Raw genomic sequence first — 14,066 nt, 5'->3', positions numbered from 1 at the left:
TGAACTTGGTCACGATTTTTTTATAAAAAAACTAAAAACAAATATATTTCTAATAAAGTGCGGTAAAATTCTATTAAAATATTTCCGCACTTTACGCCCCTACTTTAGAGAATATTCTTTTCTCCACGAGACACACTAATCAATCCAGAACGAACAATTTCCAACAATGTGGTTTCTTCTTTCAATGCAGAAATAAATGCATCAATTTTATCTTTCGTGCCACTTAATTGAATTGTGTAAGATTTTGGTGTGAGATCTACAATTTGTCCACGGAAAATATCGGCTAAACGTTTAATCTCATCGCGAGATGAACCCACTGCCCTTACCTTCGCTAAAACAATTTCTCGAACTATATGCTCTTGCTCACTCAAGTTAATCACTTTAAACACATCCACTAATTTATGGAGTTGTTTCTCAATTTGTTCCAATACTTGAGCATCGCCCACCGCTTCAATAGTCATTCGAGAAAGTGTTGGATCATCCGTTGGCGCCACCGTCAAACTTTCAATATTAAAAGCACGTTGGGAGAATAAACCAACAACACGCGATAAAGCGCCAGACTCATTTTCGAGTAAAACAGATAAAATTCTACGCATTAGTTTGTCTCCTCTTGGTGTTTACTTAAAATCATTTCATTCATTGCGCCGCTACGAATTTGCATTGGATACACATGCTCAGATTCATCTACATTAATATCCACAAATACTAATTTATTTTTAATGCTGAATGCTTCTTGCAATTTACTTTCAAGTTCATCGGGCGTAGCAATTTTTATACCGACATGACCGTAAGATTCAGCCAATTTCACAAAATCAGGCAAGGAATTCATATAGGTTTGCGAATGGCGGCCAGAATAAATCAAATCTTGCCATTGTTTTACCATTCCCAAGAAATGATTGTTCAAACAAATAATGACAACTGGAATGCCATACTGCGTTGCGGTAGAAAGTTCTTGAATATTCATTTGAATACTTCCATCACCAGTAACACAAACAACAGTTCCTTCCGGGTGAGCCAATTTCACGCCTAATGCAGCGGGTAAACCAAATCCCATGGTGCCCGCGCCACCAGAGTTAATCCAATGACGAGGCTCATCGAATGGATAATGTAACGCAGCAAACATTTGATGTTGCCCTACATCAGAAGCCACATACGCCTGTCCTTTAGTAAGACGATATACCGCTTCCATAACTTGTTGTGGTTTAATCACGCTAGAAGTGCGGTCAAATTCCAAACATTTTTTTGCTTTCCATTGGTTGATTTCTTGCCACCAACTTTCAAGATCTGTTTGAGATTTCAATCCCTCTTCATTCAATAAACTCAAAAATTCTTCCAATACATTTTTCGCATTTCCGACAATTGGAATTGCTGCTGGGACATTTTTAGAAATCGAGGTTGGATCAATATCAATATGAATCACTTTGGCATTTGGGCAATATTTTTCTAAATTATTTGTTGTGCGATCATCAAAACGAACGCCAATCCCCAAAATAAGATCACTTTCGTGCATTGCCGTATTGGCTTCGAAAGTACCGTGCATCCCTAACATACCTAGGAATTGTTTATCCGTACTTGGATAAGCGCCTAATCCCATTAATGATGAGGTAACCGGTAAATTTAACCGTTGTGCAAACTGAATTAACTGCGTGCTACATTCAGCAGCAATCGCGCCGCCACCGACGAAAAGTATTGGTTTCTTCGCTACTAAAAGTGCTTTTAATGCTTTTTTAATTTGGCCTTTGTGCCCATTTACTGTTGGATTATAAGAGCGTAACTCTACAGATTCAGGGTATTCATAAGGATATTTAAAATTCGGATTTACAGTATCTTTGGGAATATCCACCACAACAGGCCCTGGACGACCAGTTGAGGCAATATAAAAAGCTTTCTTCAAAATAGATGGAATATCTTCCGCTTTTTTGACAATAAAGCTATGCTTCACAACAGGACGAGAAATCCCCACCATATCACATTCTTGGAATGCATCTCGGCCAATTAAATTACTCATGACCTGACCAGAAATAATGACCATAGGAACGGAATCTGTATAAGCAGTTAAAATCCCAGTAATTGCATTTGTTGCTCCCGGTCCTGAAGTCACTAACACACATCCAACTTTACCTGTAGAACGTGCATAGCCATCCGCCATGTGTACAGCCGCTTGTTCATGACGAACTAAAATATGTTCAATACCACCTAATGTATGGATCGCATCATAAATATCTAATACTGCCCCACCTGGATAACCAAATAAATACTCTACGCCTTCATCGCGTAAAGATTGAACCACCATCTCTGCGCCAGATAACTTCTTCATTTTTTACTCCTAAAACGAACCGCACTTTCAAAAGTGCCCATGCTTTGTATCAATGATTTACATCATACTAAGCAAAAAGTTTTTGTCTAGTCTATACAACGGATAAAAACACCAACAAAACAGAATAAAAAATCAAACAATTAAACAAAATTAGATTTTTATAAAAAAAATAAAACTAAAAAGTAAAAAAATGCGACCTTATGTCGCATTTTATAAATTTATCAAAATTTTATATTTTATTTAGATTCTTGAGCAAGATCACATTTTTAACGTTTTTTCACTGCAAATACGATTAAAAATAATGAAACCGCTGTCGCAGCAAAACCAGCTAAACCTGAATAAGTGAAACCTACCACGATGTAACCGATAGCCGTTGCGGCTGCAACTGTCGCTGCATAAGGAAGTTGAGTTGTCACATGATCCATATGGTTACATTTTGCACCAGTTGAAGATAAAATCGTTGTATCCGATACTGGCGAACAATGGTCACCACATACAGCCCCCGCCATTACTGCTGATAAACAAGGGAGTAATAATTCTGGCGCCGCATTTGCAGCCATAGCCGCTGCAATTGGTAACATAATACCGAATGTCCCCCAGCTAGTACCGGTTGAGAATGCCATTGCAGAACCAAGAATAAATAAAATTACTGGTAAGAATTGCATTGGGATATTACCGGAAACAAGAGAAGATAAATATTTACCAGTTTGCATATCCCCAACAACTTTATTAATTGTCCACGCAAAGAATAAAATCGCAATGGCACCAGCCATTGATTTAATACCTGCAATCCAAGAGCGTACATATTCTGGAACACTTACTTGACGATCAATAATAATTAATAAAGTAGAAACTAGAATTGAGCAAGTACCACCTACAACTAAAGATGTTCCAACAACAGTATTTTCAAACGCACCTAAAATGCTAAATTCTTTACCATCCGCTGCTAATGCTGATGCACCAGTGTAAATCATCATTGTAACCGTTGAAAAAATTAAAACTAAGATAGGTAATACGAGATTACGTACGTGACCTTTTACACCCGTTTCTTCTTCTAATTCATCTTCAGAATTTTCCAAAGCTAATTTTTCATGGCGTGCCATTGAAGCAATATCGAAAGAAAAATATGCCACAAAGAACACCATGATAATTGAGAAAATTGCATAGAAGTTCATTGAGCTCATTGCCACGAATGCACCAATTGGTGTGTATTCAGTGATCGAATAAGTCGCTAATAAACCGCCTACTAAGGTAATAATGTATGCGCCCCAACTTGAAACTGGCATCATTACACACATCGGCGCAGCCGTTGAATCCAAAATATAAGCAAGTTTCGCACGAGAAACTTTAAAACGATCTGTCACTGGACGAGCAATTGCGCCTACAGCAAGACTGTGGAAATAATCGTCAATAAAAGTAACAAAAACTAATGATGCAGCTAATAATTTAGCACCACGACGGCCTTTAATACGGCTTTGTGCCCATTCAGCAAAGGCACGATTACTACCTGATACAGTTAAAAGTGCGGTTAAAACACCAAGCAATAATAAGAACAAGACAATGTTCATATTAGAGTTAATTGCGCCATCAGCATAAACAAGTGAAATCACGTTGCTTGATAGATAACTGAAAGATGAGCCAATATTCCAGCCACCTAACATTAACGCACCAACAATAATCCCTGCACTGAGAGACACCAATACACGACGAGTTGCAATGGCCAAGACAATCGCCAATAAAGCGGGAATGATTGACCAAACTGAGGATGAAAAATCGATAAGTTCCATTAAGAGATACCTACAATTAATGGAGAGAACGGAAAGCAAAGGACAGAATAAGACCAGAACAACCGTAGCGCTCCATAGTTAATCAAAAAAACTATGACAGTGTCGCCCCTTTCAAGTACGCCACCAACCAAACAAAACGACTTTTGTTTGATTTCGGCAATCATTCCTTTCTTTTTTCTTCATCGTTATCCACTCTGAAAAAATACTTATAATGATTGCACCTCTACTTTTGTAGTGATTCAAGAGATTACCGTAAAAAAATCCAAATGCCAACAGGTTTTATAAAATTTTTTATTAGATTGAATTAAAAATATAAAAAATAAACAAAAAGAAATTTAAAGATATATACCTGCTCCGACCATTTATTTAAAATAGATATTTACAATAAATATTATTTTCCCTATTATTAAATAAGTTTTTCCACATACAAGATTATTTTATCGAGGTTTATTATGAGCGAATTAGCAAAAGGTTTGACAAATCTTCGTAGTTTACGTGCGGCTGTACGCGAATTAACTTTAGAACAAGCGGAAAGTGCTCTTGAAAAATTACAAACTGCTGTTGAAGAGAAACGTGCTAATGAAGCAGAATTAATTAAAGCAGAAACAGAGCGAAAAGAGCGTTTAGCTAAATATAAAGAATTAATGGAAAAAGAAGGTATTACACCTGAAGAATTACAAGAGATCTTTGGTACAGCAGCAACATCTGCTAGAGCAAAACGTCCACCTCGCCCGGCAAAATATGCATTTATTGATGAAAATGGTGAGCGCAAAACATGGACTGGCCAAGGCCGCACACCGCGCCCAATTCAAAATGCATTGAATTCTGGTAAATCATTATCTGATTTCGAAATTTAATTTTTCTATTTGAAACTAGAACCCATTTTTATGGGTTCTATTTTTTTATCTAAACGTAGCACACAACATTATGATCGAAAAAAAAATATTACTCACCGATTGTCCCGATGATAAAGGCCTAATAGCTAAAATCACCAATATCTGTTACAAACATCAACTAAACATTCTGCATAATAATGAATTTGTAGATTTTGAAACCAAACATTTCTTTATGCGCACAGAATTGGAAGGTATTTTTAACGAAGCTACTTTATTAGAAGATCTAAAATATAGCTTACCCGAAGGAACGCATTGTCGATTAATTAGTACACAACGTAAACGAATTGTTATTTTAGTCACCAAAGAAGCTCACTGCCTCGGCGATATTTTAATGAAAAATTATTATGGTGCGCTTGATGTAGAAATTGCCGCAGTGATCGGCAACCATGATAATTTACGCGAACTCGTTGAGCGTTTTAATATTCCGTTTCATTTGGTTAGTCATGAAGGCTTAACTCGTATTGAGCACGATAAATTATTAGCTGAAAAAATTGATGAATACACGCCAGATTATATTGTCCTCGCTAAATATATGCGTGTGTTAAATCCTGAATTTGTCGCTCGTTATCCAAATCGAGTGATTAATATCCATCATTCATTCTTACCTGCTTTCATTGGCGCCAAGCCTTATCAACAAGCCTATGAACGAGGTGTAAAAATTATCGGCGCAACAGCTCATTTCATTAATAACGAATTGGATCAAGGCCCAATCATTATGCAAAATGTCATTAATGTAGATCATACTTATAGCGCTGAAGCTATGATGCGTGCTGGCCGTGATGTAGAAAAAACCGTGCTAAGTCGCGCCCTTGATCTTGCTTTACACGATAGAATTTTTGTTTATAAAAATAAAACGGTGGTGTTGTAGTGGAAAAAATCACCCTTGCGCCAATAAGTGCGGTTGAAGGAACAATTAATTTACCAGGTTCTAAAAGTTTATCTAATCGAGCATTACTTTTAGCTGCCTTAGCTAAAGGCACAACAAAAGTAACCAATTTATTAGATAGCGATGATATTCGACATATGCTTAACGCACTCAAAGAATTAGGCGTACGCTATCAGCTTTCTGACGACAAAACTATTTGTGAAATAGAAGGATTAGGCGGAGCATTCAATATACAGGATAATCTTTCGCTCTTTCTTGGCAATGCGGGGACGGCAATGCGTCCATTAACCGCAGCACTTTGCTTAAAAGGAAACCACGAAGTCGAAATCACCTTAACGGGTGAACCTCGTATGAAAGAGCGGCCAATTCTCCATTTAGTCGATGCTTTACGCCAAGCGGGTGCAGATATTCGCTATTTAGAAAATGAAGGTTATCCTCCAGTCGCAATTCGCAACAAAGGGATAAAAGGTGGAAATGTCAAAATTGATGGCTCTATTTCATCCCAATTTTTGACCGCACTTTTAATGTCTGCGCCACTTGCAGAAAATGACACAGAAATCGAAATTATCGGTGAACTAGTCTCTAAACCCTATATTGACATCACCCTTGCGATGATGCGAGATTTTGGTGTTCACATCGAAAACCATCACTACCAAAAATTTCAAGTTAAGGGAAATCAATCCTACATTTCACCTGGAAAATATTTGGTAGAAGGCGATGCCTCATCGGCATCTTACTTTCTCGCAGCTGGTGCCATTAAAGGAAAAGTGAAAGTAACGGGAATTGGCAAAAACTCTATTCAGGGCGATCGTTTATTTGCTGATGTATTAGAAAGAATGGGGGCAAAAATCACTTGGGGAGAGGATTTTATTCAAGCCGAACGTGATGAATTGCATGGCATTGATATGGATATGAACCACATTCCAGATGCCGCAATGACGATTGCGACCACTGCTCTTTTTGCTAAAGGGGAAAGCGTCATTCGAAATATTTATAACTGGCGCGTGAAAGAAACAGATCGTTTAACAGCAATGGCAACCGAATTACGTAAAGTCGGTGCAGAAGTCGAAGAAGGTGAAGATTTTATTCGAATTCAACCACTTGAACTCAATCAGTTTAAACATGCTGATATTGAAACTTATAACGATCACCGCATGGCAATGTGTTTTTCTCTAATCGCTCTGTCCAATACACCTGTGACGATTTTAGATCCCAAATGTACTGCCAAAACCTTTCCAACATTCTTTAGTGAATTTGAGAAAATTTGCTTAAGAGATTAAATTAAAAAAGTGCGGTAAATTTCAAAAAAGTTTTCAAAATTAACCGCACTTTCATTCCATTCTTAAAAAAATCCTAAATAAAGATTATTTATACCGTTTTTTCACCGCACTTTTATCTTGCTCACGTAATCGTTCTAGTTTTTCCTTAATCTGAATTTCCATACCTCTATTTGTCGGAAAATAATATTGAGTGTCTTTTAATTCAGGCGGGAAATAATTTTCACCTGCCGCATAAGCGTTAGGTTCATCATGAGCATAACGATATTCAGCCCCATAGCCAAGCTCTTTCATTAAATTAGTCGGCGCATTGCGTAAATGTGGTGGAACATCATAATCTGGCAAATCTTTCGCTTGCTGTTTCGCGGTGTTAAATGCGGTATAAACTGCATTACTTTTTGGCGCTACCGCAAGATAGATAATAGCTTGAGCAATGGCTCGTTCCCCCTCATAAGCGCCCACGCGAGTAAAGCAATCCCAAGCAGCCAATGCGACTTGCATAGCGCGAGGATCTGCATTTCCCACATCTTCTGAAGCAATGGCAAGTAATCGTCGCGCGACATATAAAGGGTCTCCACCTGCTGTTAAAATTCTCGCATACCAATACAATGCCGCATCTGGTGCAGAACCGCGAACAGATTTATGTAGCGCAGAAATGAAATCGTAGAAACGATCACCTTGTTTATCAAATCTCGCTTGACGTTCGCCTAAGACTTCTTTTAATAAAGTGCGGTCAATTTTCTTTCCATTTTCGGTTTCATCTGCCATATCCACCATTAATTCGAGGCAATTCAAAGCTAATCGCGCGTCTCCATTGACATATTCGGCAAGCACTTGCAGTAAATTCTCTTCTAAAATTAACCGCTCTTTACCCAATCCACGTTCAGGATCTTCTACAGCTTGCTGCAAAACTTGTTCAATTTCAGCCGTTGTGAGTGATTTCAGCACATACACTCGGGCACGAGAAAGCAACGCATTATTTAGCTCAAAAGAGGGATTTTCTGTTGTCGCCCCAATGAAAATAACCGTTCCATCTTCAATGTGCGGTAAAAATGCATCTTGCTGGCTTTTATTAAAACGATGGACTTCATCCACAAACAAGATGGTTTTACGATCTGCAAGACGATTTTGTTTTGCATGCTCAATGGCTTCACGAATTTCTTTTATACCACTCGTCACCGCAGAAATTCGCTCAACTTCTGCATTAATACGCTGCGCAATAATTTCTGCGAGCGTTGTTTTTCCTGTACCTGGTGGCCCCCAGAAAATCATGGAATGAATATGTCCAGCTTGAATAGCTTTACGTAGCGGCTTATCTTCACCAATAAGATGAGTTTGCCCAAAATACTGCTCTAGACTCGTTGGACGCATCTTGGCTGCCAGTGGACGAAAATCATTCTCGGCAAAATCAAAATTGAGGTTCGACATGTTTATTTCTCACAAAATTGAAGGGCGTATTTCTACGCCCTTATTTCAAATAATCATTCATTATTTTTTGCGTTGATCATCCACTTCAACGCCTTTTTCTGGCTTGAATTGAAACAAACTGTCAGACAATGTTTGATTCGTAATATTACGTAAAACATAAAGATTGGTTTGCCCATCTTTCTCTGTCGTACTGAAATTTCTTAATACGCCATTGGCATCGACACGAATATCAAATTGTTTGATATTACTTTTTGAAGATTTGGGTTTCAATACGAAAGTATCCACTTGTTGCATGACCGAATATTGATCCCAATGGCTTTTATCATTACTTGTAAGCAAGACGAAAGGTGTATTATTCACCGCATCTTTCACCCATTGCGCGGTCACTTGTTGCACAAATGGATCGTAGAACCATAAGGTTTTACCATCAGAAATAATCTGGGTTTCTTGAGGGGTTTTAGTATCCATACGGAATAAATTTGGACGTTTAATTTGAAGTTTGCCACTTCCCTGTTGAACATTTTTGCCACTTCCAGATGTCACTGTTTGCACAAATTCAGCGCTTAACACATCGACTTTAGCTAAACGCATTTGCAATTCACTTGCCGCATCAGCCAATGCCAAATTACTCAAACCAAGTAAGGCAAGTGTGGCAAATTTTAACGTTGTTTTTTTCATTTTACTTTCCTTTTAAATTAGTAGTCCGGACGACGCGATAAAATCTCACGCTTACCATTTTGCATTGGGCTAACAATTCCTTGTTCTTCCATTTGATCCATAATACGAGCAGCTCGGTTAAAACCCACGCTGAATTTACGTTGAATAGAAGATACTGAGGTTGTACCTGTATTAATAACAAAATCCATTACTTCATCAAAAAGTGGATCTAATTCCCCACCGCTTGATATTCCTTTTTCTGAACTTTCCTCATCGTCTGCGCTTTCTAAAATACCATCAATATAATCAGGTTTACCACGTGCTCGCCAATCATCCGCAATACGAATAACTTCATCATCACTCATAAAGGCACCATGAACACGCACCAAATCCGATGAACCTTGCCCCGAATAAAGCATATCACCACGACCTAAAAGCGCCTCTGCCCCACCTTGATCAAGAATAGTGCGTGAGTCAATTTTACTTGCAACCGTAAAGGCAATCCGACTTGGGATATTCGCTTTAATTAAACCGGTAATCACATCTACAGAAGGACGTTGTGTGGCTAGAATTAAATGGATACCGATAGCTCGCGCTTTTTGTGCCAAGCGAGCAATAAGTTCTTCAATTTGCTTACCTGCTACCATCATTAAATCAGCAAATTCATCGACAATAACCACAATATAACTCAATTTTTTCAAGGCTGGTGGCATTGCATCCATTGTATCACCAGGTCGCCAAATTGGATTTGGAATAGGCATTCCCATTGCTTCGTATTCATCGATTTTTTCGTTAAAGCCTTCAATATTTCGTACACGTAGCGCAGAAAGCAACTGATAACGGCGTTCCATTTCATCTACACACCAACGCAACGCATTAGAGGCTTTTTTCATATCTGTTACAACAGGCGTTAGCAAGTGCGGAATATCATTATAAACTGAAAGTTCAACGACTTTAGGATCGATCATTATGAATTTCACATCTTCTGGTTGAACACGATAAAGTAAACTTAAGATCATCGTATTCACGCCAACTGACTTACCCGATCCCGTTGATCCTGCTACCAACAAATGTGGCATTTTCGCTAAATCAACAATCACTGCCTTTCCGCTAATATCTTTACCTAAAGCCATTGGCAAAGTGGCATGAGTATCACGGAATTCGCTGCTATCTAACACATCACGTAATGGCACCATTTGACGATGAAGATTGGGTGTTTCAATACCAATATAAGGCTTGCCAGGAATAGCCTCAGCTACACGAATCGAGCGGAACATTAATGCACGCGCCAAATCAGTATCAATACTCGTTACTTTTGACGCTTTCACCCCAGGTTGTAATTCTAATTCATAGCGAGTAACAACAGGGCCAACAAGCACATCTTTTACAGTCGCTTTCACATTAAAATTACGTAATTGTTGCTCAATACGTTGAGACGTTTCAAAAACTTCTTCTTGCGTAATATTTTGTTCCACTGCTGGATGTTTTGATAATAACTCTAAACTAGGTAACGGTGTACTAGGCTTTTCACGTTTAGTTGTTTGCTGTTGGAATGCAGGATGAATCAAGCTACCGCTATAACCTTTATAGTTAGGCGATTCTTCTTGATTTTTATCTAATTGAATATTCTTCATATCATCCTGTAAGGATACGTTAAATTTTAGTTCATCATCACCCAAACGGACTTTTTCATCAGCTTGAACATCAAAATTATTATCCGCCATTTCCGTATTCAAAGATTCATGAGTCGGTTTTAATGAAACTGTTGGCATTTCATCATTTGTAAGCAAGGAAACCTTAGTAAAATCATCCGCACTTTGATTCATTGATACATCATCCTGAACAGCAGGCTTTATCGGTTTATTCCACACTGGCACAAAATCGTTTTTACTTACTGTTTGTCTATGTGAATCACTCGATAAATTCACGCTAGGTAATGCTTCAGATTCAAACTCAAGAGAAAACTGAGGTTTTACACTCTCTTCAGGAGAAACTTCATATTCTGATTTAATAGAAACCTCTGGATTTAAACCATGAATATTAATTAAATGCGAAGGATGATTAACTGAGTTGTTGCCTTCTTCCTCTAAAGACGATTTTTGAGTTTCAATCTCACTATTTGGTTCTACATTAAGATTATTTTGATCTAGATTTTCTGTTTCTGAACTATCTGATTTTACAATCACGATTTGCTCTAATTCTTCCGTTGATATTTCTTGCTCAACACTTCCTTCCTGCTCATTTTTCATTGTCAACCAATGATAAAAGGCTACAATCAATCGAATTAATGAGGCTCCAGAGCAAAAAATAAAACCGATTAAAGCAAATGTAAAACCAATTAAAATAGCTCCGAATTTACCTAATGCTGGATAAAGCCAATTTACAACAAGTGAACCGCCTACTACTCCACCACTTAAATAAAAGGCATTGCTTGATAAAAGCAACATACTCATCACACAAAGCCCAATAATCAACATAGTAAAGCCAAAACTACGTAAAATAATTCGAGTACAGGAAAGATTTTTAACTGCTTTTGTTTTCAATAAATAGACAGGTACAAAAAAAGCCGTAAAAGGAATTACGTGGGCAACATAACCTAAGAAAACAAAAGAAAGATCGATAATCCACGCACCAAATGCCCCGACTTTATTAATTATTTCACCATGCGCACCAGCCGTTGCCCAAGAATTATCAAGCGGAGTATAACTTGACCAAGCAATAATTAAATAAAGCCCGAAAAGTGCGGTTAATCCAAGCAAAAGTTCAGCTAAATACTGTCTTGGTGTAAATCGTTCTGTTATTTGTTTAATCATATTATTTCAATACAAGGAAATTGGTTTGTTTTACTTCTTCCATCACAACATAAGTGCGAGTGTCATTTACACCAGGTAAACGCAATAATGTCGTCCCCAGAAATTTTCGGTATTCAGCCATGTCTGCAACACGAGTTTTTAATAAATAGTCAAAATCGCCCGATACTAAATGGCATTCTTGAATTTCTTCCAACTCTTGAATCGCAGCATTAAATTCCTCAAATACATCAGGTTTTCCACGAACTAACGTAATTTCCACGATCACAAGCAAAGGTGCTTCCAATAATTCAGGATTCAACAACGCACGATATCCCATAATTACACCTTGTTTTTCTAGACGTTTAACACGTTCTAAACAAGGCGTGGGTGAAAGCCCTACTTTTTTCGACAAATCAATATTAGAAATTTTACCGTTGCGTTGTAATTCATTAAGAATTTTTATATCAATCGCATCCAGCGCTTTATTCAGTTTTTTTTCCATTTTCTTATTTTTCTTTGAATAAAAAGTATGTTTATTTTAACAAATTTTGCTAACGTTTTCAGTACAACGGAATTAGATAATTCATTTCCATTGAGACTATTAATTATCTCTAATGGAAGTATTTAGAAATTATCCAACACGGCTAACGCATCGGAAAGTTTCTTCACCGTAAAAACTTGCATATTTTCGACCGCACTTTTCGGTTTGTTGCCAAAAGGAACAATCGCGCGTTTAAAGCCATGCTTTGCCGCTTCACTAATACGCTCTTGCCCACTGGGCACAGGACGAATTTCTCCCGCTAATCCAACTTCACCAAAGATCACTAAATCTTGTGGCAAGGGGCGATTACGGAAACTAGAAATTAATGCAAGCAACAAAGCCAAATCCGCACTTGTTTCACTCACTTTTACACCACCAACGACATTGACAAAGACATCTTGATCAGCCATTTGTAAGCCACCATGTCGATGTAACACCGCTAATAATAGCGCTAAGCGGTTTTGCTCTAATCCCACCGCAACACGGCGAGGATTCGCTAGCATTGAATGATCCACTAAGGCTTGAATTTCAACTAAAAGAGGACGAGTGCCTTCCCAAAGTACCATAACGGAACTGCCCGATGTAATCTCATCCCCGCGACTTAAAAAGATCGCCGATGGATTTTTTACTTCTCGCAAGCCTTGCTCGGTCATACCAAATACGCCTAATTCATTCACCGCACCAAAACGGTTTTTATGACTACGCAAAGTACGATAGCGAGAATCGGCTTCGCCTTCTAATAGTAATGAACAGTCAATGGCGTGCTCTAACACTTTCGGCCCTGCAAGGGTTCCGTCTTTCGTTACATGCCCAACCATAATAATGGCGACTTGGCGGGTTTTCGCATAACGAGTTAGGAAAGAAGCACATTCACGCACTTGAGCTACACTTCCTGGCGATGATTGAATATCCGCTAAATGCATTACTTGAATAGAATCCACCACTATAATTTGCGGTTTTAACTGATCCGCCAAATTACAAATCTGTTCCACAGAGGTTTCTGACAACATTTTTAATTGATCGTTTGGCAATCCTAATCGACTTGCGCGCATCGCAACCTGTTGTAATGATTCCTCTCCCGTCACATAAAGTGCGGTCATGTTTTTCGCTAAACCACACATGACTTGTAATAACAAGGTACTTTTCCCTGCACCAGGATGCCCACCAATTAAAATCGCACTTCCCGGTACGATCCCGCCGCCCAGTACGCGATCTAACTCATTAAAGCCACTAGAAAAACGTGGTGTTTCTTGCAAACTAATTTCAGAGAGCGTTTGAATTTTTGCCTGAGTTTCACCCGCGTAGCCACTAAAACGATCGTTTTTTGATTTTGCTGTGGAAATTAACCGTACTTCGGTGATTGTATTCCACGCTTTACAAGCCGAGCATTGCCCTTGCCAACGAGAAAACTCTGCACCACAATCGTTACATACATAAGCTGTTTTCGGGGCTTTAGCCATTTTTCATCCTTCTCATTCTTTAACC

The 14,066-nt window shown here is 38.3% G+C and carries 11 protein-coding genes and 1 riboswitch; of the genes, 3 read left to right on the top strand and 8 right to left on the bottom strand.

Annotated features, from left to right (window positions below; genetic code table 11):
- Window positions 1-104: 104 nt before the first annotated feature.
- The 3 genes from ilvN to A8M50_RS04030 form a co-directional block, all read right to left on the bottom strand.
- Window positions 105-596, bottom strand: a complete 492-nt coding sequence (gene ilvN, locus A8M50_RS04040; protein WP_005645007.1) for an acetolactate synthase small subunit — start codon at window positions 594-596, stop codon at window positions 105-107.
- Window positions 596-2,317, bottom strand: coding sequence for an acetolactate synthase 3 large subunit (locus tag A8M50_RS04035; protein WP_005645065.1), 1,722 nt, complete (start codon window positions 2,315-2,317; stop codon window positions 596-598). The genes ilvN and A8M50_RS04035 overlap by 1 nt, the downstream gene beginning before the upstream one ends.
- A gap of 266 nt (window positions 2,318-2,583) precedes the next feature.
- On the bottom strand, window positions 2,584-4,104 hold the full coding sequence (locus A8M50_RS04030; protein WP_005644697.1) for a Na+/H+ antiporter NhaC family protein: 1,521 nt from the start codon (window positions 4,102-4,104) through the stop codon (window positions 2,584-2,586).
- Between the two features lie 57 nt (window positions 4,105-4,161).
- A riboswitch (Lysine riboswitch) is annotated at window positions 4,162-4,338 on the bottom strand.
- A gap of 218 nt (window positions 4,339-4,556) precedes the next feature.
- Between A8M50_RS04030 and A8M50_RS04020 the strand changes: the two genes are divergently transcribed.
- The 3 genes from A8M50_RS04020 (at window position 4,557) to aroA (ending at window position 7,166) form a co-directional block, all read left to right on the top strand.
- Window positions 4,557-4,961, top strand: coding sequence for an H-NS histone family protein (locus tag A8M50_RS04020; protein ID WP_005632458.1), 405 nt, complete (start codon window positions 4,557-4,559; stop codon window positions 4,959-4,961).
- 70 nt (window positions 4,962-5,031) lie between these two features.
- The gene (gene purU / locus A8M50_RS04015; RefSeq protein WP_032826499.1) at window positions 5,032-5,868 is read left to right on the top strand and encodes a formyltetrahydrofolate deformylase; all 837 of its coding nucleotides are present in this window, start codon (window positions 5,032-5,034) and stop codon (window positions 5,866-5,868) included.
- Entirely contained in the window at window positions 5,868-7,166 is a 1,299-nt protein-coding gene (gene aroA / locus A8M50_RS04010) for a 3-phosphoshikimate 1-carboxyvinyltransferase (RefSeq protein ID WP_005644938.1), read from the top strand. Before purU ends, aroA begins: the two co-directional genes overlap by 1 nt.
- Window positions 7,167-7,250: 84 nt before the next feature.
- Here aroA and A8M50_RS04005 read toward each other — a convergent pair whose 3' ends face one another.
- The 5 genes from A8M50_RS04005 to radA all read right to left on the bottom strand — a co-directional run bounded on the left by A8M50_RS04005 (window position 7,251) and on the right by radA (window position 14,041).
- Window positions 7,251-8,591, bottom strand: coding sequence for a replication-associated recombination protein A (locus tag A8M50_RS04005; RefSeq protein WP_032826500.1), 1,341 nt, complete (start codon window positions 8,589-8,591; stop codon window positions 7,251-7,253).
- Window positions 8,592-8,651: 60 nt separating this feature from the next.
- A complete protein-coding gene (lolA, locus tag A8M50_RS04000; RefSeq protein ID WP_005644734.1) occupies window positions 8,652-9,269 on the bottom strand; it encodes an outer membrane lipoprotein periplasmic chaperone LolA in 618 nt (205 codons plus the stop codon).
- A gap of 17 nt (window positions 9,270-9,286) precedes the next feature.
- Entirely contained in the window at window positions 9,287-12,061 is a 2,775-nt protein-coding gene (locus tag A8M50_RS03995; RefSeq protein WP_005644942.1) for a DNA translocase FtsK, read from the bottom strand.
- Window position 12,062: 1 nt separating this feature from the next.
- The gene (lrp, locus tag A8M50_RS03990; protein WP_005644818.1) at window positions 12,063-12,542 is read right to left on the bottom strand and encodes a leucine-responsive transcriptional regulator Lrp; all 480 of its coding nucleotides are present in this window, start codon (window positions 12,540-12,542) and stop codon (window positions 12,063-12,065) included.
- 122 nt (window positions 12,543-12,664) lie between these two features.
- Window positions 12,665-14,041 (bottom strand): DNA repair protein RadA, encoded by a 1,377-nt coding sequence (gene radA, locus A8M50_RS03985; protein WP_005644699.1) that lies wholly within the window; start codon window positions 14,039-14,041, stop codon window positions 12,665-12,667.
- Between the last annotated feature and the right edge of the window lie 25 nt (window positions 14,042-14,066).

Source organism: Haemophilus haemolyticus (assembly GCF_001679045.1).
Classification (GTDB): domain Bacteria; phylum Pseudomonadota; class Gammaproteobacteria; order Enterobacterales; family Pasteurellaceae; genus Haemophilus; species Haemophilus haemolyticus.
Note: the sequence above shows the minus strand (reverse complement) of the source record. Positions and strands in the feature narration are given on the sequence as shown.